We start from the raw sequence: 19,408 nt of genomic DNA, 5'->3' as shown, positions 1-19,408 counted from the left end.
TGCTCACACAAGTCTCGGCGGCACAGCGGCCAGACGAGCTTGGCGATTGTCAAGATGCCGGTTCTGCTGCATCCAAAGCTGGCGGTAGAGCGCGCATCGTTCGAGCAGGGTCGCATGCGGCGCGACATCGAGGACCTGGCCCTGATCCATGACCAGGATCTGGTCGCATTCGGTCAGCGAGGAAAGCCGGTGCGAAACAATAATCATCGTGCGGCCCCTGGCGATGCGCATGAGATTGGCGCTGACCACCGCCTCGCTCTCCGGGTCAAGCGCGCTGGTCGCCTCGTCAAGGATCATGACGGTCGGATCGTGGATGAGCGCGCGCGCAATCGCCAGCCGCTGCTTTTGACCACCCGACAGGTTGGGCGAACCTTCCTCAATATAGGTGTCATAGCCGTTGGGCATGCGTTCGATGAATTCTTCGGCGCCGGCAAGGTGAGCGGCTCGCATGGCGTCGGAAAGGGTCAGGCCGGGGCGCCCGGCGATGATGTTGTCTCGAATGGACCCGCGGAAAAGGAAATTGTCCTGGAGGACCACGCCGAGCCCCTGGCGAAGGTGACGCAGGTTGATTTCCTTGAGGTCGACGCCATCCAGCTTGAGAAAACCGCTGTAATCGCGATTGATCCCCTGCAGAAGCCGCGCAATTGTCGATTTCCCTGAACCGCTGCGCCCGACGATGCCGAACATCGTCCCTGCTGGAATGTCGAAGTTGACCCGGTCAAGCGCTGGCGTGTTGGTGCCGATGTAGGTGAAGGTCAGATCACGGAAACTGATCTCGCCAACGAGCTTCGGCCTCAGGCCTGTGGAATTCGAACTGCTTTCCAGGGGTCGGTTGAGGACGGATCCTGCCTCGCTGATTGCCGCCCCTACCTCCTCGAAGTCCTCGACCAGTCGAGCAAGACCGACGAGAGGCTGTGCGACGCGTTGGGCGATCATCATGAATGCGAACAAGCTGCCGACCATGTAGCCAGACGTGTCGCTCATCGCCAGATAAGCTCCGATCAGCATGGTGCCGAGGACCATCGCACGCTCGATTGGCGTGACAAGCGTTTGCGGCCAGTTGGCAAGCTGCCCGAAGGCAAGGCGCGCCCTGCCCGCTTCCGCCACCCGCTCGTCCCAAAGCGCCCTGCGTTGCGGTTCGAGACCGAGCGCCTTCACCGTCTTGATGCCGACGACGGTTTCGCCGAGCGCCGCCGCCTTCCAGGTCTCGGCATCGACCACTTGCTGGTAGCGGCGGCGCAACGGCGCGAGAAAGGCGAAGATGATCAACATAATCACGCCCGCGCAGGCAAGCACCATCCAGCCCAGCGTGGCGTTGATATAGAACATCACCGGGATCAGCACGCAGAGCGTGATCAGATCCAGGAACGTGCTGAGGAGTTTTCCGGTCAGGAATTCGCGGATGCGATAGATCTGCGCGAGATGGTACATCGTCTCGCCGGCCGGATGACGCTCGAAATAATCAAGTGGCAGACGCAGGAGCCTGCTGAAAACATGCAAGTTCAGTTTGGTATCCAGGCGGGCGCCGACGACGTTGATGATCAGCCGTCGGGCGTGACCGAGGAGCGTCTCGTAAACGAACAGGACGGCAATTGTGGCCGACAGGAGCACGAGGGTTGAAACGCTGTTGAACTGCAGCACCTTGTTGACCAGCGTCATGACCATGAGAGGCGGCAGAACGGTAAGGAGGCTGAGCGTGAACGAGGCGATACCGATGTCACGCATAGAACGGCTTTCGAACCGTACCAGGTCGATCAACCAACCGAGGGTGAAAGGCGCATCGGCCGCGATATAGGATCGCGCTGGACGCAACAGCACGGCCTCACCCGCCCACACCTGCGACAGCCGCAACTCGTCGATGGCGATGGCTTCGGCATCCTCGGGCGCGTCCGCACTTTTGAGGAAGACGACATTCCGCTCTGGACTGGCCCCGGTGAGGAGACCTGCGCCACCGTCATTGAACAGCAGGACGACCGGTCCCGTGTGCTCGAAGCGCAGAAGATGCGACCAGCGGATGCGAAGCGCACGCGACCACATGCCGCCGTTCTGGGCCCATTGCGAGAGATCGGTCGCGTTTGGAACCGGGCTTGCGCTCGCCACCTTGAACTCGTTCGGGTCGAGTTCGACGCCATGATAGCGGGCGACGCGTAGCACCGCCTCGAGGCGCGGGGCAATCCGGTCGAACTCGGCGGGTCCGCCGGGTGCCCTCCCCGCCTCGCTCTGGCTGCCAACCTTGCCAGTCGCCTCCGCGTCCACGCGGATCGAGGTTGGCCGTGCATCGGCGTTCAGAGGTATGCTCACCATGCACTTCCCCTCCGGCCCACAAGCGAGGGTTCAAGGATGCTCCGGGCAAGCCGTCCCAGCCGGGACTGCTGACAAAACCCACTATATTCCAAATAGGCCAGCCGCACGGGCCCTTTGCCCGCCTGGAAATGGTGAACGCGCGGCACTTGCGTTCCCGCAAGGGCCGCGCGTTCTTTCTTCAACCTGGACTCAGTCATTAGGTTTCAGAATATCCTTCATTGCCTTCTTCAGCGTGTCGTCGGTGTTAGTGTATCCGGCGCCTTGCTTGCCCTTGTCAGAAGTCAAGTCGGACGTTGCACCGGATGTCTTGTTCTGGTTCGGACTAAGGCCCTTGATCGTATTGAGAACGTTCAAGAGATCGCTCGTCACCGAACCCCCAGCCAGGCCAACGAGCTGCCGGAACGAGGCTTGGCTATCGGTGTCGCTGCTGGTGGCCGGGTGCGATTGCAAGAACTGCTTGGAGTCCTTGAGTCCGATCGTATCGGCCGAGACCTTGGCGTGGTTGCCGTTACCTGGCGAACCATCGTTGTCGGACCCGTCATTGCCATGCCCCTTGCCTGGGTTGCTGCTGTCGCTTCCATCAGGATCGTTGCCGCCACCGTTGTTGCCATGGTCGCGGTCACCGGTCCCGCCGCCCGAGCCAGTCGCACCTGTCGGACCTGTCGAACCGGTGGCTCCGGTCGAGCCAGTCGAACCTGTAGAGCCTGTTGCTCCAGTCGAACCGGTCGAACCTGTAGAGCCGGTCGAACCTGTCGATCCGGTCGAGCCAGTTGCTCCGGTATCACCGGTTGCACCTGTGGCGCCGGTCGAGCCGGTTGCTCCGGTCGATCCGGTCGAACCTGTTGCCCCAGTAGAGCCGGTCGAACCAGTAGAGCCTGTTGCTCCGGTATCACCGGTTGCTCCTGTGGCGCCGGTCGAGCCGGTTGCTCCGGTCGATCCAGTCGAACCTGTTGCCCCAGTAGAGCCGGTCGAACCTGTTGATCCGGTCGAGCCAGTTGCTCCGGTATCACCGGTTGCTCCTGTGGCGCCGGTCGAGCCGGTTGCTCCGGTCGAACCTGTTGCCCCAGTAGAGCCGGTCGAACCTGTCGATCCGGTCGAGCCAGTTGCTCCGGTATCACCGGTTGCACCTGTCGAACCTGTAGAGCCTGTTGCTCCAGTCGATCCGGTCGAACCTGTTGCCCCAGTAGAGCCGGTCGAACCTGTCGATCCGGTCGAGCCAGTTGCTCCGGTATTACCGGTTGCACCTGTGGCGCCGGTAGAGCCGGTTGCGCCAGTCGAACCTGTTGCTCCAGTCGAACCAGTTGCTCCGGTATCACCGGTCGAGCCGGTTGCTCCAGTAGAGCCTGTTGCTCCAGTCGATCCGGTCGAACCTGTTGCCCCAGTAGAGCCGGTCGAACCTGTCGATCCGGTCGAGCCGGTTGCTCCGGTATTACCGGTTGCACCTGTGGCGCCGGTAGAGCCGGTTGCTCCGGTCGAACCAGTAGAGCCTGTTGCTCCGGTATCACCGGTTGCTCCTGTGGCGCCGGTCGAGCCGGTTGCTCCGGTCGAACCAGTAGAGCCTGTTGCTCCAGTAGAGCCGGTCGAACCTGTCGATCCGGTCGAGCCGGTTGCTCCGGTCGATCCGGTCGAACCTGTTGCCCCAGTAGAGCCGGTCGAACCTGTCGATCCGGTCGAGCCAGTTGCTCCGGTATCACCGGTTGCACCTGTGGCGCCGGTCGAACCGGTCGCCCCAGTCGAACCTGTTGCTCCAGTCGAACCTGTCGAGCCAGTTGCTCCGGTATCACCGGTCGAGCCGGTTGCTCCAGTAGAGCCTGTTGCTCCAGTCGATCCGGTCGAACCTGTTGCCCCAGTAGAGCCGGTCGAACCTGTCGATCCGGTCGAGCCAGTTGCTCCGGTATTACCGGTTGAACCTGTGGCGCCGGTTGCTCCGGTCGCTCCAGTCGAACCTGTTGCTCCAGTCGAACCTGTCGAGCCAGTTGCTCCGGTATCACCGGTCGAGCCGGTTGCTCCAGTAGAGCCTGTTGCTCCAGTCGATCCGGTCGAACCTGTTGCCCCAGTAGAGCCGGTCGAACCTGTCGATCCGGTCGAGCCAGTTGCTCCGGTATTACCGGTTGCACCTGTGGCGCCGGTAGAGCCGGTTGCTCCGGTCGAACCAGTAGAGCCTGTTGCTCCGGTATCACCGGTTGCTCCAGTCGATCCGGTCGAACCTGTTGCCCCAGTAGAGCCGGTCGAACCTGTCGATCCGGTCGAGCCGGTTGCTCCGGTCGATCCGGTCGAACCTGTTGCCCCAGTAGAGCCGGTCGAACCTGTCGATCCGGTCGAGCCAGTTGCTCCGGTATCACCGGTTGCACCTGTGGCGCCGGTCGAACCGGTCGCCCCAGTCGAACCTGTTGCTCCAGTCGAACCTGTCGAGCCAGTTGCTCCGGTATCACCGGTCGAGCCGGTTGCTCCAGTAGAGCCTGTTGCTCCAGTCGATCCGGTCGAACCTGTTGCCCCAGTAGAGCCGGTCGAACCTGTCGATCCGGTCGAGCCAGTTGCTCCGGTATTACCGGTTGAACCTGTGGCGCCGGTTGCTCCGGTCGCTCCAGTCGAACCTGTTGCTCCAGTCGAACCTGTCGAGCCAGTTGCTCCGGTATCACCGGTCGAGCCGGTTGCTCCAGTAGAGCCGGTTGCTCCAGTCGATCCGGTCGAGCCAGTTGCTCCGGTATTACCGGTTGCACCTGTGGCGCCGGTCGAACCGGTCGCTCCAGTCGAACCTGTTGCTCCAGTCGAACCTGTCGAGCCAGTTGCTCCGGTATCACCGGTCGAGCCGGTTGCTCCAGTAGAGCCGGTTGCTCCAGTCGATCCGGTCGAACCTGTTGCCCCAGTAGAGCCGGTCGAACCTGTCGAGCCAGTTGCTCCGGTATCACCGGTTGCACCTGTGGCGCCGGTCGAGCCGGTTGCTCCGGTCGAACCTGTCGAGCCAGTTGCTCCGGTATCACCGGTCGAGCCGGTTGCTCCAGTAGAGCCGGTTGCTCCAGTCGATCCGGTCGAGCCAGTTGCTCCGGTATTACCGGTTGCACCTGTGGCGCCGGTCGAACCTGTCGAACCTGTAGAGCCTGTTGCTCCAGTCGAGCCAGTCGAGCCTGTTGCTCCGGTATCACCGGTTGCACCTGTGGCGCCCGTCGAGCCGGTTGCTCCGGTCGAACCTGTCGAACCTGTTGCTCCAGTCGAGCCAGTCGAGCCTGTTGCTCCGGTATCACCGGTCGAGCCGGTTGCTCCAGTAGAGCCTGTTGCTCCAGTCGATCCGGTCGAACCTGTTGCCCCAGTAGAGCCGGTCGAACCTGTCGATCCGGTCGAGCCAGTTGCTCCGGTATCACCGGTTGCACCTGTGGCGCCGGTCGAGCCGGTTGCTCCGGTCGAACCTGTAGAGCCTGTTGCACCGGTATCACCGGTTGCTCCTGTGGCGCCGGTCGAGCCGGTTGCTCCGGTCGATCCGGTCGCACCAGTAGAGCCTGTTGCTCCAGTCGAGCCAGTCGAGCCGGTTGCTCCAGTAGAGCCGGTGGCACCGGTCGCGCCCGTGGCACCTGTCGAGCCCGCACCCGTGGCGCCGGTCGCGCCGGTCGCTCCGGCGGGTCCGGTCGCGCCTACTTGACCTGTGGTGGCGATAAAAGAAGCGGTATCAAAGAAATTGCCATTATCGCCATTATTAGCAAGCACGGGTGTAAAACTATAACCTCCTACAACCGGGGAAAGCGTGCCGTATAATTTGAAATTGCTGTCATAAACGAAATAAATATCAGTAGTGTTGGGGATCGTTATGGTCGCAGAAAAGTCATTTATTAAACCGCCCTGGTTTGCAGATGGTAGCTGAAAGCTACCAACGACTGTATCATCCGCACGATTAAGAGCCGGATTAGTCGGCGGAGCCACGTGAGTATCCACTACATAATACGTGTTAACAGCCGAAGAGCTGCCGCCGGCAGTTATGTCCCCACTGAGTGTGAGATCAGCCGCAAGCACCCCCGAGTAGCTGGCCACGCCAGCCGAAGTCATTGGAGGCAAGGGCGTGGACGAGCCTACGCGTGAGGATATCTCCCAGGAGCCGCCCAGGGCGGCCGCGCCAATCAGCGACCCGGACGCGAGAACGTCCGCGCCTACTGCCTCTTCCAGCGCCTCTATGAAGGCTTCCCCCGTATCCCCCGATGCCGTTTCGCAGCTCCACAGCCGCAGCTCGCCGTCCTTGGCAAGCGCACGGCCGATTGCGGCAAGATCCTCGGCCTCTTCCTGCAATGTAGTTGATGACCACTCCCCTGCTGTGAAGCCGACACGCCCAGACCCACCATGTGCGATAACGTGCACCGCATCGAGCCCTGCGTGCCCTGCGAGCGCGGCAGCGATCTGCCGCGCCGCCGGTCGGCGGCCGTTGAGCACAATCGCTTGAACCTCGGGTCGCACGCTGCCGAGAATCGCCTGGAGGTCGGAAACTGAAGGATCGACAAAAAGAACTTCAGAGGCACGGGCCATGACTGGCTCCTGTTGGCTTCGAACTCAATTCACCGGCAGCCACTCACTGGCCTAGCCGGCAAGTGCTGCGACCAAAGAGATTTACCTCCCGGACGGCCCGACGGCGCCGTGGGGACGTTCCACGACTGGCGTCTCCACGCGGAGGAAGTTGGCGACCTGGAAGTTCCCGCCTTCATCAAACGTCCCAATGGCAAGCGAGCCGGCGGTGCTTGGGACTTTGACGGTGAGGGCGACAGCGAGGCTTCGCTTGGCGGCTCTGGGAAGAACGACCTGACCGACAATAGCGCTCTTGGCCGTGTCCAGAATGAAATAATTTACATTTTCAATCGTGTCGCCGATCGGCAAAATGCCTCGAACGGTGACTTCCATAGCCGCAAATCCTGCCGTGAAGCTCATCATCTTCTCCTTGGTCGCCGGCGGCCGGGCCGCAGCTTCTCTTGGTCGTACCTTAGATTTCAATCGCTGGTTCAATGGCTGCAGAGCGCGGGCGCCCGGTGAGGCCGGTCGCGCGCATTGCCGCATTGCGGGCAGGTCTAAGAGACGGGTGCGCAAGGCTTGGCAGCCTCTTCGTGCCGCTCGATCGGATGGCGCCCCAGTTGTCTTCGCCCAGGTGAGTGAGGCGTCCAAAGGACACCGAGGAATACCCATCAATCGCTGGGTAATCCGTGCTGTTGGCCAACTGCGGGTAATTCAGGCGTTGTTCTACGCCTAAGCCTGCGTCACGGCCCCATCGACTCGTACACGGTATCACCCCAACCACGGTCACTCCCGTCACGCGTGTCGCCGATTTCTCGACGACGACTAACGAGGGAACCAACTGCTTGCGGGGGGAACATCAGATTTGGGAAAACGCCGGCCTTGAGTTCAAGGCCGTACAACGTCTTCTCTTGCACGTCACCACACACTTGCCACGCCCTCACGCACGAAGTGACTTGCTCCAGACACTCTCCTGGCTTCGCAGACGCAGCCCAACAGGCCCTCTGCCCGGTTCGCGGGAACCCTCTCAACACAAGACATTAGTAAAATCTAAAATTAGCAACTTGTAAATAACCAAGTTAACAATTTATTAATTGTGGACCATGAGTAACTACTTTCGGTCGACATCAAATGGCGCGCATGGGCCGAACGCATCGAAAAATCCGAGGCTTAAGGGTGCCCTCTGGTTCGCGTCGAACCCTCGATGTCGCGGCGGAATTTGCGCCTCAGCGATTGGGTCGACGGGAAATTCTGTTCTTAACCCTCTGGTCCCGAGCGACCGCAAGACCCTTGCTGCGACGGAAAGCGCTGGCTAAACAATGGACGGGTTGAGGGCAGCACTTGGCTGTGAAGGGGCAATCGTTCTTTGCAACAAAGGTCATGCAAATGGCCAAGGCGGCGGGGTGATGCATGAGATATAAAGCCGGACAAAGGCGCAGGAATTCCCTTCAACAATTTCCAGCAGCGTGTAACGAACGTCGCTCCGCCAAGGGATTAGCATGAGCACCATCGGCCTGTGCATGATCGTCAAGAACGAGGCAAAGGTCATCTTGCAATGCCTCGCCAGCGCCCTTCCTCTCGTTGACTACGTGCTCGTCATCGACACGGGTTCCGAGGACGGCACGCAGGACGTCATCCGTACCTTCCTGACCCTTCACAATGTCAAAGGCACAGTCATCGACGAGCCTTGGCGGGACTTTGCGTACAACCGTACCTTTGCCCTTGACCGCCTGCGTGAAGTCGAGACGGTCGACTACGCCATGATCATCGACGCCGACGACGTCGTGGTCCAAGACGCTGACTTCGATCCGATCGCGTTCAAGTCGAACATGGAACACGATCTCTACGACGTCGAGGTGTCCCATGGGGGCATTTCGTTTTATCGCCCGCAGATTTGCCGCAACCGGCTTCCCTTCTCCTTCAAGGGCGTGCTGCACGAATATCTCGAGGCCCCTCCCGGCCATCTCACACGCGAGACCGCCAAGGGTTTTCGCGTGGCGACGGGGCGTGGCGGAGCACGCAGTCAAAACCCGCGAAAGTACCAGGACGACGCGACGGTTCTTGAAAGCGCGCTTGCTACGGAGACCGACCCGTTCCTTATTTCGCGATACACCTTTTATCTGGCGCAGAGCTATAGGGATTCCGGAGAACGTGAAAAATCGCTGGCAAACTATCTGAAGCGCGCCGAGCTGGGCTTCTGGGACGAGGAAATCTATGTCAGCCTGCTCGAAGCGGGCAATCTCATGGCAGCGCTGGGACGGCCATTCGACGAGGTCGTTGCAATCTTTGAGCGTGCGACGCAGGCCGTTCCCGCCCGCGCTGAAGCTCTTCACGCCGCGAGCCTCTATTGCCGCACCCAGGGCCGGAACGCGGAGGGAGCGGAATTTGCGCGTCGAGGGCTCGACCTTGCGCAACCCCCCGGACTTTTCATACAGCCTTGGGTCTACGATTACGGATTGCTCGACGAATTTGCCGTCAATGCCTACTGGACAGGCGCTTACCGGGATTCACTCGACGCCTGTCTGAAATTGCTCGCCAGCGAAAAATTGCCGGCGGAAATGGCGAAGCGCGTGGTGGCCAACGCGCGTTTCGCCACTGACAAGCTTCCGGTGCATGAACCGTCGAATCTCGGGGCGTTCGGGACAGAGAGCTTGATCGATCAGCACAAGCTTATCCGGCAGCGTTCGCTGCGGTCGCGCCTGAAGGGTTCACCGCGCATCCTGATTGCAATCCTGGCAAAGCAGAAGGAACCGGCACTGCCGCTTCACCTCGAGTGCATCGAGGCGCTCGACTACCCGAAGGCATCGATCGTCCTATACATCAGGACAAACAACAATACCGACAGGACCGAGCATATACTGCGCGAATGGGTAGAGCGCGTGGGTCACCTCTATGCGGCGGTCGAAATCGACGCCTCGGACGTCGTCGATCGTGTTGAGCAGTTTGGCGAGCACGAATGGAATGAGACGCGCTTCAGGGTGCTTGGCCGAATCCGCAACATAAGTCTGCGGAAAACGCTCGAGCACGGCTGCGATTTCTATTTCGTGGCCGACGTCGACAATTTCGTGCGATCGGCCACGCTGCGAGAACTTGTCGCGCTTGATTTGCCAATCGTCGCGCCTCTGCTTCGCTCTATCTCGCCGGGCCAATATTATTCGAACTTTCATGCCGAGATCGATGCCAACGGGTATTATTTGCAGTGCGATCAGTATGGTTGGGTGCTCAACCGCCACGTGCGCGGCGCCATCGAGGTGCCGCTCGTGCATTGCACATATCTTGTCCGGGCTGACGTGCTGACCGAACTGACATACGAGGACGGCACATCGCGGTACGAGTACGTTGTCTTTGCTGCCAGCGCCAGGAAGGCCGGAATCGTCCAGTATATGGATAACCGACAAGTCTATGGCTACATCACCTTTGGCGATGGCCAATACCATGTGAGTGATGGCATCGAGCGGGCTCGAGCGCTGTTGCATGGTGCGGGCGATACCTCCGCATTCACTGCCGCCACACCCTCTGTCTCCGGGACGATGCCAGCCCGGCCTGTCGAGCCGACGGGTTCCCCGAAAATTCACCTGATAAACCTAGACCGCAGCGTCGAGCGCTGGAGCAGGTACCAAAGTAACAACTGGCATTTATTGCACAATACCGTTCGCGTATCAGCCGTTGACGGCACTTCTCTCGACAGGGAGGCGCTCATCAAGGAAGGTCTGATTACCAGTGATTGTCCGTATCCCCCGGGCACGTTGGGGTGCGCTCTATCCCATATCAGCTTGTGGCAGCTGTCGGCTTCAGAAAACAAGACAATAACTATTTTCGAAGACGATATTCGGTCATCGTTTCGATTCACGGAGGAATCCACCAGTATTATATCTCAAGCACGGGCAGATTGGGATATCATACAGTGGGGCTATATTTTTGACCCATCCTTTCTCTGGCTGGACCTTGGTTTCTCAAAAGCCAAAATGGAATTCTACGATCGTCAATATACTAATAGAACTGCCTTGTTCCAGTCCGATAAATTCTCCAGATTCCTTATCAAGGTAGAGCATTCGTTTGGGCTTCAGGCATACACAATCACACCAAGGGGTGCGCGGATACTTCTGGAAAAGTGTCTGCCGCTCCGCAGCAGACTTATCCCGTTTCCTGGAACTGGCGTCGTCCTTGACGACACGGGCATTGACTGCGCGATGTGTGCGGCATACGGCTCGATGCAAGCTTTTCTTTGCATGCCGCCACTCGTTATTCTAGACGATGAGCAACCTTCAGATCGAGTGGCGACGGATCAGGGGTGAGCTTTGAAGGACTCTACCTCGATCGCTGGCGAACGGTCGTTCTATTCATGGCCTCACGGGTACGGAAGAATTCCTAACGCCTGAATGATTACAGCAAATTTTCGCTTTTCTAGATCAGAAAGAGTTGCAACCTTGTCGCGCCTCTTCGTAAAAAGGGCATCAAACTCGACTGCATCGCCATCGAAGTGCGGTACTTGATTAAGCTGGCGTAGGGCGAAACCGAAATCGCCCAGAATGTTGACTATGTCACCAATCAGCTTTTGTCCTCGATATATCGGAACAACATGCGTTTCCAGCTCGATAGCCAAACAGGATTCCAGAAGGTGGCCGAAACCAAGCAGAACTTCGTATTCAAGACCTTGGACGTCTATTTTTATAACATCCGGTGACGGAACCGCGCTTGCGCGGAACAATTCGTCATATCGAACACATTCGACCTCTTGCATGCTGACAACGTTGAAGACACGGGCTACTGAGTAGTTCTGCAGGATCTCAAAGTTTGGCTCTCGCAAAGACGAGCAGTATGATCCGGCAGTAATATACAGCTTTTGGGGGCCAGAAGTGTTTGCCAGCGCCTTTTCCACCACTTGCGCGCCCGGAATTCGATCGAGGGTTTGTCGTATCACCGTCGCTTCCGACGACAAGGGTTCGAACACGACGGGCGTAATATGATCGGCTCGCAGCATCCACTTGAGCTGTAGCCCTCCTTGGCCGCCAACATCGACGAGGGTGATCCGCTCCTCTGCCGGCGTGCGAGACAACTCCGGGTATGCATCAAACGTTTCAACAGAACGCTCAAGAGTGCAAACTGTTCGAGTCCAGTGCCGGCGTAGACGGGACGACCATTGTCGGAGCAGCCTATTGAGAGAGACCCGTGGCAACTCAAAAAGCTCACATCGATCTCGATCGTGTCATCTGGATGAGCGTTGATCGAAATGGTGTGACTGATACCCCTGTTTATTATGGTGCCGTCGAGTGCAATTTCGGCAACATCCAAAGAACCATAGTGATGGATATAGAAGTTTGTGGTGGTCGTGGGGAAGAATCTGAGGACGCACCTCATCCGAACCATTCGAAACAGAAAAGCTGAATCGTGAAGTCCTAGAAGATGCCAGTCACGGCGGTCACTGTCGCGAACGACCAAAGCTCCGCCAACGATATGACTCGACATTTCGTGGACGACCTGCCAGCTTGATAAAGCATCGCCAACATACGTTTTGGAAAAGATCGCCTCGCCCACCCTCGAGTCCCCTAGCCGCTTCCGAGTAGTTCAACTCTCAAGGGGTCTACGCTTAGACCTCGGCCGATGGCAGAACAAGCTGGACTTCCTATTTTTCTCCTTGCAGGGCAACATGGTCGAGTTTCGAAGTTGCTGCGACGAGATCTCCTAAATTTGCTTGCAGGTTCAGTGGCCGGCAGCCTCACACCAGTGGCGTTGACACCCTCGGGCGGTTGGAGCACAGGCTACGGGGTCATGTCTTCCCCACCTTCCTCAGCTAGCTCGCAACCAAACCTCCTAACCGCCCCCATCGAGCTTGCCGGCGACTGGGGCCACATGCTTGAGGGAGCCGCTGATCAGGTCGTCGAACGCATGCGGCATGCATGCCTCGACGGCGTCCGCCTGCTGTCCGACCGCCAGCCGACGCGCCTGCGTGTCGACGAGCACACTTCCGGCACGCCGGCAATCTGGCTGCATCCGGACGGCAGCAGTATGGCCTGGATCATCGTCGATATCGGCGAGCGTGACTGGTCGAAGCTCGCCTACCAGTTCGGGCACGAACTCGGCCATGTGCTCTGCAACAGCTGGCAACCGGACGCCAGGCCGGCGCCGCCTTGCCAATGGATCGAGGAGACCATGGTGGAGGCCCACTCGCTGCGTGGGCTCGCACGTCTGGCGAAAAGCTGGAAGGAGGCGCCGCCCTTCGCCGGCGACAATGCCTTCGGCGATGCCATCGCCCGGTACCGCCAGGACATCATCGATCGTTATGCAGCGCTCGCTGAAAGCCAGGGGCTCACGCGCGACGCCGCTGCGTGGTTCGCCGACCACCGCGGCGAGATCGAAATGCCCGCTCTTAATCCGTTCGCCCAGGCAATGTCGCTGACCATCCTCGCCGAATACGGCCGCGCGCCGGACTGCGTAGAGGCTTTGGGGGCACTCAACCGCTGGCCTGGCCGCACCAGCATGCCGATCGCCGAGTACCTCGGACACTGGGAGGCGAGTTGTGTCGAATTGCGCGCTTCGCCCAGATTGCCGATCCGCCTGCGTGATCTGCTGCACGTTCAACAGCGGGCCAAGTGAAGAGCGCTTAGGCCGGTAGGCGACGGACCGGCTTAGCCTGCGCTCGATGACCGTGTCCGGTCAAAGACATGTCGGTCGTTTCCTTGCTCGCGGGCTCACACGCACATTGGCGTTATGATATGGCATCTCGGCTCGCGGCGCTTTTCGGCGCCGAGTCCGCCATCGTGAGCTCTGGCAGGACTGGTCAGGCCGCGCGACATGCAACATGGGCCGGAATCGCGACCTGAGCGCGATACCCATCAACTTGTCGAACTCGAATTCATGGCTCGATTCAATCGTGTGCGTGGAATTCGGTTCAAAGCGGTAGTCGACAGATTGAACCGGAAGAGTCTGGCGGCGTTATCGGGTCTGGAATGGCAATCCTTTGGAGGACGAAATGGCCAGTACTGGAACAACCCGTGGACACAATGAGGACCGCGCGAAGGTTGCTGGCGGGCAGGATAATGAAGTTAAATACGAGGCGGGCAAGACCGGCGCGAGGAAGGCTGACGTGAAATCGGTGGGCAACAGCCGCAAGAAGATTGAGGACAAGCTGAAAGAATAGACCACCGTTCGCGTGCGCAAATGATCCGCTTAGCCACCTTCAATGTGAACGGCGTTAATGGCCGGCTGCCCGTGCTCCTTAGGTGGCTGACGACTACGAATTACGACATCGTCTGCCTGCAGGAACTGAAAACGTCTGACGAGAAGTTTCCAATTGGGGCGATCCGCGAGACGGGATACCGCGCGATCTGGCACGGCGAGAAATCCTACAACGGCGTCGCTATCCTGGCTCGCGGAGTAGACCCGATCGAGCGCCGACGCGGGCTTCCCGGCGACCCTGACGACAGCCATAGCCGCTATATCGAGGCGGAGATCGGCGGGCTAGTTGTCGGCTGTCTTTACCTGCCAAACGGAAATCCCGCGCCTGGTCACAAGTTTGACTACAAGCTGCGCTGGTTCGACCGTCTGATGCGCTACGGCCGAGCTCTTCTCCAAGAGGGCGCGCCGACCGTGCTGTGCGGCGACTATAATGTCGTCCCAACTCCGATTGATGCCGTGGTGCCGCGACGATGGATTGGCGATGCGGTTTACTTTCCCGAGAGTCGCCAATCCTATGCCGATATGCTTGAGGACGGCTGGACCGATGCGCTCAGGCGCATCCATCCGGACAAGGGTGTCTACACTTATTGGAATCACTCCTATGGGGGCGGTTACGACAGGAGTTCTGGCCTGCGAATGGACCATCTGCTGGTCAGTCCCTCGTTGTCGTCCCGGCTTCGCAATGCGGGGGTGGATGCAGAGACGCGAGGATGGGAGAAGCCGAGCGATCATGCGCCTGCATGGATAGAACTTGATAGCCCGAGTTGAGACTTGAAATGCCGTCCGATTCAGACGGTGCTGGCTGCTCCAGACTTCGCCCCCTTTGTCCGACATTTGTAGTCATTCTTCGGACCACGTGGCGTCGCGCATTACTTTTGCCACCGAGCGGAATATTGTGTTTGGATCTCCATACGATCCGCACGAGCAGGTACTTGGGAACGACAGCATCGAATGCGTGGGAACTGACCACGTTGCTTCACGCGGGCAAACGCGTCAGTCTGTAGATTCGAGGCTTGTCTCGGCTATGTACGCAATGGTCGACCGACCTTTGTTTATGAAATCCAGCATCGACAACCTCCCGCCACCAAAACAGCGCGAGCTGAGAAAGACGGTCAAACTCCTTCTCGAGGAGTTTGAGGATGCCCTCAAGGGCGGGACGGCCGACTTCAAAAGGCGTGGGCGCATCCTCAAGATCATACTTTTGGGTCCTATGCGCGTGGCGACTGGGTCGACGAGCCGCATACCAGGAAGGGCTATCGTTCGGATTTCGATCTGCTGGTGGTGGTGAACAATCGCAAACTGCCGCGGCGGCGTTCGCCCCGTACGGAAAGCGGTACTCCTCCATCGCCTTAGAAATCGGCATGTCGCCGGTTCCCGCGTAGCGGCCGGCAAAGGGGTGTTTCCCCAAAACAGCAACAGGAAGGCCATCAGACGAAACCTCCGGTGTTTTTTGTCGCCCTGCGCGCGAGTGCTGCGGGCCGCCAGTTTTGGCTGAAACCGGTAATGTACGAGCAGCCCTCAGAGCGGCTGGATCACCTCCCATCTGACCGAGCCTCGCTCGGCCGCTTTTTCACAGGGAGGAAGGGACAAGGAAAGGGCACAGAGATGCACCTCCTACTGTGTCAGGGCCGTTATCGAGGGGCGCTTGTTGAAGTCGCACTTGCCGGTGACGCTGTAGAAGAAGTCGGCATTTGAAGACGGCGTCGGCACGGTTGTGCCGCCGTCCTCCCAGGCTTGATAGCTGGTTACACCACAAGGCACGATGGTGAAGATGTCGACCTTCTGCCCAGTCGGGGTCTCGGTCAGGTTGTTCGCGTCCACGCCGCTGTAGAGTCGGTTGGAGGTGGTCGGATCATCCGACTTTAGGTACTTCGGGTTGCCCGATGGCACGTACATCTGCAGGGAGAGGCCAGCATCTGGCTGACGTCGATCGACGCGCCGGCGCTGTTGGCTGGGTACATGGTGTTGAGGCAAGTGGTTGAATATTTCTTGGTGCCGCTGGTCTGGAGTATCGCGTCTGCAGTCAGACCCGTGAAGGTGCTCACGCTGGCGGTGGTGCAAACTTGCGACTGGACAAGCGTCTTGATGTCGGCCCCGCCGTTGTTGGTGATTGTGTACACATTCGTTGTGCCGTAGCCTTTCGGATCACCGAAGCCGTTATAGGTATACTCGATCGACATCAGCGGCTTGGCCACCGTCGCTCCAAATGTCGTGCCGTAGAGCGTCATCGTCTTGTTCCACCAGCCCGACACCTTGGAAACCTTGAAGGTAGTCTGCACCAGGGCCGGCGTCTTGCTCGCCGCCGACCCAACGGCGACCGGCACCGTGTTGATCCTGGCGATCTGCATGAACACGGTGGGCATGGAGTAACTTGCCATGGCCTGCGCGGTGGCGGTGCCATTGGCGGAAACCACAAAGCTGTTCAGTGTCGGGGTACCCAGGCCATGGTTGGCGATGAAGGTATTCTGCAGCATAGTCTGGCGCTGCGCCAACGTTGAGGTTGTGTCCATACCGGTGATCGATAGGACCGCGGCATCCAGCGCCTGCTGCTCGTTGGACCGGGTCTGGACCGCCCTGGTATAGTCGACCGAGAACCCGATGGCGGTGATGATGGGCGCCAGCATGAAAACAAACAATGGGGCCATCGAACCGTCATGGGAACGCGCGAACCGGTCTACAATTCAGACGTGGGAGCATTTCTGAGCGGCTCAGACCGCCACCGAGTGCCTGGCTTTGCCGGTTTCAAGATATTTGTCGAACTTCGCTGCGATGCTTCTGACAAAGGGCCGGCTTTCCGCCGGCACGACGAAGCGGTCACCATCAAGTTCAAGCAACCGCGCCGGATCATGAAGGGCCGTGGAACTTGCCTTCAGCAGAAGCCTCTGGCCGGCTTTGCCAAAACGCTCCACCAGCTCGATGGCTGAGAAGGCGAAATCACACATCAGCCTCTCGATGATCCAGCCGCGGACGCGGTCGTCGTCGGAAAGCGCGATGCCGCGGACAGCCGCCAGCCCACCGTCTGAGACCATGCGTCCATACTCCGTGTTCGATGGCATATTCTGCACATAGCCTTGGCGAAATTGACTGATGGACGATGGGCCGAGGCCGATCAAGGTTTCGCAGCGATCCTCGGTATAGCCTTGGAAATTCCGGCGCAAGCAGCCGGTTCGGGCCGCTACAGCCAACGCATCGTTGGGCTTGGCGAAATGGTCGAAGCCGACGGGCTCATACCCCGCGTTCAGCATAAGACACGCGGCCAGTTGTGATTGAGCAAGGCGCTGTGCCGGACCAGGCAACCATGCCTCGTCGATCATCGTCTGATGCTTCTTGAACCAGGGTACATGCGCGTAGCCAAACAACGCCATCCGATCCGGTTCCAGGGTCAGTGCCTGCGCGACGGTTGAGGAGACGCTCTCCCTGGTCTGGTGCGGCAAGCCGTAGAGCAGGTCCAGATTGACCGATTCGACGCCGCGCGAACGAACGCCATCGATGACCGCTTTGGTCTGCAAAAAGCTTTGCTCGCGGTTAATTGCCTTTTGTACCTTCAGGTCAAAGTCCTGGACGCCGAGGCTCGCCCGGGTCATGCCGATCTCGGCCAGCGCATCAAGACGGGCGTCGTCCATATCATTGGGATCGATTTCGACGCTGATCTTGGCGTCCGGAAGGAAATCGAAGCTGGACCGCAATGCTTTCCCCAGCACCACCATGTCCTCGGACTTCAGCATCGTCGGAGAGCCGCCACCGAAGTGGACGGCGCGCACGCCAGCCTTGCCGCCGACAATACGGGCAACGGTGGCGATCTCGGCGTGCAACGAGCGGAGATAGGCAGTTACCGGCTCATAGTGACGTGTTTGCTTGGTGTGGCAGGCACAGAACCAGCAGAGTCTGTCGCAGTAGGGAATATGCAGATAGAGTGAAATCTCGTCGCCGTTCTCCAGCGCCTCCAGCCAGCCTCGACAGATAGTGGCATCGACCCCCGGATGGAAATGCGGCGCGGTCGGATAGCTCGTGTAGCGCGGCACGTTCTCGCCAAGTCTGGCAGCTAGTTCCGGTCGCATCTCGCCATTCCTGTGGTTGCATGGCCCGGAAAATGACCGCAACGGCACGCCGATACCTTGATTTCGGTCAAAGCCTTTGCACCGGACAAACTGCCACAAGGCTTTTTCAATGGCCGATGCTTATCTTGCCGATACCCTGGATCCTCGGACGATCGTGATGACAGTGCGTCAGGATGTTCATAGTGCCGGTATTCCCGTGCTTTGCCAATCCTGCGAGGCAAGGCATCGCGGCATTTGCGGTGCCCTTGATCCCGATCAATTGGTCGGGCTCGCCAAGACCTCGTCAAAGCACACCGTTGAACCGGGGTCAGAACTGATGGGCGACGCCGAAACCGTCGACAGCTATTCCAACGTGCTTTCCGGCGTCGTGAAGCTGACGAAGAGCCTTTCGGACGGGCGCCAGCAGATTGTCGCGCTTCAGTTTGCCCCCGATTTTCTGGGACGGCCGTTCAAGGTGGAAAGCGTGATCCACGCGGAAGCGGCAACGGCCGTCTCCCTGTGTTCGTTTCCAAGGGCTTCCGTCGAAAGGATGATGAGGGAGTCGCCGGATCTCGAGCACCGCCTGCTCAAGCAGACGCTGAACGAACTCGACGATGCACGCGACTGGATGGTCACGCTGGGACGCAAGACCGCTGCGGAAAAAGTGGCGAGCTTTCTGCTGATGATTGCCAGAAACATCGATCCCACGCTCGATCCAAACACCAATCCGACGAGCTTCGAACTGCCTCTCACACGTGCCGACATCGCCGATTTCCTCGGCCTGACAATCGAGACGGTGAGCCGCCAGTTGACCCGGCTGCGGACAGACGGCGTGATCCGGATCGACAACAACCGCCATGTGACTGTGGACAGCCTTGCCCGGTTGGCGAGCCGCTCCGGAGCCTAGAGTAATTCCAGGAAAAGGCTGAAACAGTTTTCCGTCCGGAATTGCGTCAACTCTAGTCTCGATCGACGATCCCGATCATCGGCAGGACATGCTCGCGTTCAAACACGATGTGCCGGCGCAGATTCTCGAACAGGCCGCGCAACATGAACCCGAGGGCTTCGGGGTTTTCGACCGCCTCGCCATGACCGATGGCCAGCAGAATTTCGGTCACCTCACCGCCAACGCATTCGTCTTCCATATGTTCGGCCCGCAATCGCCGGGTTGAGGCAAGGTTCGCATTGCTGCTGACCACGGCATCCTCGTAGGCGGGAAAGATGACCGTCTCTTCGTATTGATCAATGTTGCGCAGCAGCGGAACGATCGCGTTGGCCGCGCCGAGACACTCCAGGCGATCGACGCCGGGCAAGGCGCCCGCCATTCTTTCCAGGGCGTCGCAGAGCTGCAGCTTTTCCCTGTGCGCGCGCTTCATCACCGCGGCTGGACCACTTCCCTGCTGGATCGA

The 19,408-nt window shown here is 59.3% G+C and carries 14 protein-coding genes and 2 pseudogenes; 7 read left to right on the top strand and 9 right to left on the bottom strand.

Features of this window, described 5'->3' with window-relative positions; genetic code table 11:
• Nucleotides 1-3 precede the first annotated feature (3 nt).
• From RPF88_RS33085 to RPF88_RS33070, 4 genes and pseudogenes are all read right to left on the bottom strand, one after another.
• The gene (locus RPF88_RS33085; protein ID WP_063174076.1) at nucleotides 4-2,304 is read right to left on the bottom strand and encodes a peptidase domain-containing ABC transporter; all 2,301 of its coding nucleotides are present in this window, start codon (nucleotides 2,302-2,304) and stop codon (nucleotides 4-6) included.
• 189 nt (nucleotides 2,305-2,493) lie between these two features.
• Complete coding sequence (locus tag RPF88_RS33080) at nucleotides 2,494-2,754, bottom strand: hypothetical protein (RefSeq protein WP_337124093.1); 261 nt, start codon at nucleotides 2,752-2,754, stop codon at nucleotides 2,494-2,496.
• Between the two features lie 3,606 nt (nucleotides 2,755-6,360).
• A pseudogene (locus RPF88_RS33075) lies at nucleotides 6,361-6,810 on the bottom strand (DUF4347 domain-containing protein); the annotation flags it as partial.
• 81 nt (nucleotides 6,811-6,891) lie between these two features.
• On the bottom strand, nucleotides 6,892-7,206 hold the full coding sequence (locus RPF88_RS33070; RefSeq protein ID WP_024505825.1) for a hypothetical protein: 315 nt from the start codon (nucleotides 7,204-7,206) through the stop codon (nucleotides 6,892-6,894).
• 1,079 nt (nucleotides 7,207-8,285) lie between these two features.
• On the opposite strand from RPF88_RS33070, the gene RPF88_RS33065 reads away from it, so the two are divergent.
• Nucleotides 8,286-11,081 (top strand): glycosyltransferase family 25 protein, encoded by a 2,796-nt coding sequence (locus RPF88_RS33065; RefSeq protein ID WP_337123976.1) that lies wholly within the window; start codon nucleotides 8,286-8,288, stop codon nucleotides 11,079-11,081.
• Nucleotides 11,082-11,134: 53 nt separating this feature from the next.
• On the opposite strand, the gene RPF88_RS33060 is transcribed toward RPF88_RS33065, so the two are convergent.
• Nucleotides 11,135-11,842, bottom strand: coding sequence for an FkbM family methyltransferase (locus RPF88_RS33060; RefSeq protein WP_337123975.1), 708 nt, complete (start codon nucleotides 11,840-11,842; stop codon nucleotides 11,135-11,137).
• Between the two features lie 113 nt (nucleotides 11,843-11,955).
• On the opposite strand from RPF88_RS33060, the gene RPF88_RS33055 reads away from it, so the two are divergent.
• The 5 genes and pseudogenes from RPF88_RS33055 to RPF88_RS33035 form a co-directional block, all read left to right on the top strand.
• Nucleotides 11,956-12,171: a hypothetical protein gene (locus RPF88_RS33055; RefSeq protein ID WP_337123974.1), complete on the top strand. Its 216-nt coding sequence runs from the start codon at nucleotides 11,956-11,958 to the stop codon at nucleotides 12,169-12,171.
• A gap of 465 nt (nucleotides 12,172-12,636) precedes the next feature.
• Nucleotides 12,637-13,380: a hypothetical protein gene (locus tag RPF88_RS33050; protein ID WP_337123973.1), complete on the top strand. Its 744-nt coding sequence runs from the start codon at nucleotides 12,637-12,639 to the stop codon at nucleotides 13,378-13,380.
• A gap of 376 nt (nucleotides 13,381-13,756) precedes the next feature.
• Nucleotides 13,757-13,924 (top strand): DUF3606 domain-containing protein, encoded by a 168-nt coding sequence (locus RPF88_RS33045; protein ID WP_081714477.1) that lies wholly within the window; start codon nucleotides 13,757-13,759, stop codon nucleotides 13,922-13,924.
• A gap of 20 nt (nucleotides 13,925-13,944) precedes the next feature.
• Nucleotides 13,945-14,730 carry an exodeoxyribonuclease III gene (gene xth / locus RPF88_RS33040; RefSeq protein WP_337123972.1) on the top strand — a complete coding sequence of 262 codons (786 nt, stop codon included), beginning with the start codon at nucleotides 13,945-13,947 and terminating at the stop codon, nucleotides 14,728-14,730.
• A 286-nt stretch (nucleotides 14,731-15,016) separates the two neighbouring features.
• A pseudogene (locus tag RPF88_RS33035) lies at nucleotides 15,017-15,264 on the top strand (nucleotidyltransferase domain-containing protein); the annotation flags it as partial.
• A gap of 312 nt (nucleotides 15,265-15,576) precedes the next feature.
• Here RPF88_RS33035 and RPF88_RS33030 read toward each other — a convergent pair.
• The 3 genes from RPF88_RS33030 to hemN form a co-directional block, all read right to left on the bottom strand.
• The gene (locus tag RPF88_RS33030) at nucleotides 15,577-15,852 is read right to left on the bottom strand and encodes a hypothetical protein (RefSeq protein ID WP_337123971.1); all 276 of its coding nucleotides are present in this window, start codon (nucleotides 15,850-15,852) and stop codon (nucleotides 15,577-15,579) included.
• Entirely contained in the window at nucleotides 15,825-16,607 is a 783-nt protein-coding gene (locus RPF88_RS33025; protein ID WP_337123970.1) for a TadE/TadG family type IV pilus assembly protein, read from the bottom strand. Before RPF88_RS33025 ends, RPF88_RS33030 begins: the two co-directional genes overlap by 28 nt.
• 63 nt (nucleotides 16,608-16,670) lie before the next feature.
• On the bottom strand, nucleotides 16,671-18,020 hold the full coding sequence (hemN, locus tag RPF88_RS33020; RefSeq protein WP_024505301.1) for an oxygen-independent coproporphyrinogen III oxidase: 1,350 nt from the start codon (nucleotides 18,018-18,020) through the stop codon (nucleotides 16,671-16,673).
• 157 nt (nucleotides 18,021-18,177) lie between these two features.
• Between hemN and RPF88_RS33015 the strand changes: the two genes are divergently transcribed.
• Entirely contained in the window at nucleotides 18,178-18,906 is a 729-nt protein-coding gene (locus RPF88_RS33015; protein WP_164778319.1) for a Crp/Fnr family transcriptional regulator, read from the top strand.
• A gap of 52 nt (nucleotides 18,907-18,958) precedes the next feature.
• Here the strand turns inward: RPF88_RS33015 and RPF88_RS33010 are convergent, their stop codons facing one another.
• Nucleotides 18,959-19,375, bottom strand: coding sequence for a hemerythrin domain-containing protein (locus RPF88_RS33010; protein WP_013525003.1), 417 nt, complete (start codon nucleotides 19,373-19,375; stop codon nucleotides 18,959-18,961).
• Between the last annotated feature and the right edge of the window lie 33 nt (nucleotides 19,376-19,408).

The organism is Mesorhizobium sp. ISC11, from assembly GCF_037162595.1.
GTDB lineage: Bacteria > Pseudomonadota > Alphaproteobacteria > Rhizobiales > Rhizobiaceae > Mesorhizobium > Mesorhizobium ciceri.
This window is presented reverse-complemented; position numbering and strand designations above follow the sequence as displayed.